Source organism: Limnohabitans sp. (assembly GCF_040400975.1).
In the GTDB taxonomy this organism is placed as follows: domain Bacteria; phylum Pseudomonadota; class Gammaproteobacteria; order Burkholderiales; family Burkholderiaceae_C; genus Limnohabitans_A.
This window is the reverse complement of record NZ_JBBAPF010000147.1, coordinates 1-1,111: the sequence shown is the minus strand read 5'-3', so window position 1 is coordinate 1,111 and position 1,111 is coordinate 1. Positions and strand designations below refer to the sequence as shown.

The 1,111-nt window shown below is 57.3% G+C and carries 1 protein-coding gene; it reads right to left on the bottom strand.

Translation table 11 applies throughout. The features are described from left to right. Window positions 1–509: hypothetical protein (locus ABWQ00_RS16255; protein WP_353239701.1), on the bottom strand; the 509-nt coding region annotated here is incomplete at its 3' end. Between the last annotated feature and the right edge of the window lie 602 nt (window positions 510–1,111).

The window sequence follows — 1,111 nt, the reverse complement described above, 5'->3', positions numbered from 1 at the left end:
GGTGACGGTGCCATAACCAACTCAGCAGCAGACAACCCCAGTTGCGTCACGTACCGGTTGATTGCAACACGATGGGTTGCGGACTTGTTGTGTCTCTCCACAGCACACTTCTGAACACTAATGGACTTGCTCCCAGCAAACCTGTCACGGCCACTGAAGCGATTGCAGATCCAACATCCAACAACCAACCCACAGGGTGATTCGGCATCTCTCTTCCAATGCAACCACCTCCTTTTTACCGCAGAGCTGCAGGTCAATGTATGTGTCCCACATCCGGCTTCCGCGTGCCAGCGTGCATTTTGCACAGTTCCGTTTGGAGCACTGTGCTCTATGCAAGCGAAAGTCTGGGCTAGTTGGAGGGGTGAGATCCACGCCATGGCCTTGCCCTCTTGCCTGGGGCTCGGCAACCACTCGAGCAGCAGCACCGGCAGCTCCAGGTCTTCCCATTGCAGCGTGGTCGCCTGCTGGCGGAGCAGCAGCCAGGCCAAGCGCTGCAGCAATTCCTTCATCCGTCCAATCATCCATGCCGGGAGGAAATACTACGCACGGCACTCCACCACCAGACCTGCAGAGGTGTCAAGCACCTCGCCAGAGGAATCCCGCCTCATGGGTGCCAGGCACCTCTGCTTGAGCCAAACGGTTTGCAAACACATGTGCCACTGCACGCCTGGAGGAGATGAGCTGGCAACAAAGCCGCGGCGTCCAACGCCGTGGCGTAACAAATTCAATGGAGCCCTCAACAGAGGAACACAGGCCAAACACATAGCGCACGCAACTTGCAGTCAAACTTAAACGGTCACCTAATTGTGTGGCCACGCCGTTCAGTGAGCCCTTATGAGATTCTATGGAGCAGCACTATCGGGCCATACCTGTGGAACACACTCCTCGCAACCAAACGCTGACAAGATTGAGTGGCGCGGCCGCTTGGGCCAGACCGTTCCCTCTGCTCCTGCCCGCCAGTGGGCGACCCGTGTGTTTCATGTTGCAGCCTCTGACAGCGCAGCGTGATGCCGCTGCAACGGGTAAAATGCCAACTCGTGAGTACTGAAAGCAAACGCACGAGCCAACGGTGAGGCCCCAACTTCCTGCCCTGGAACTTTCGTGACACACC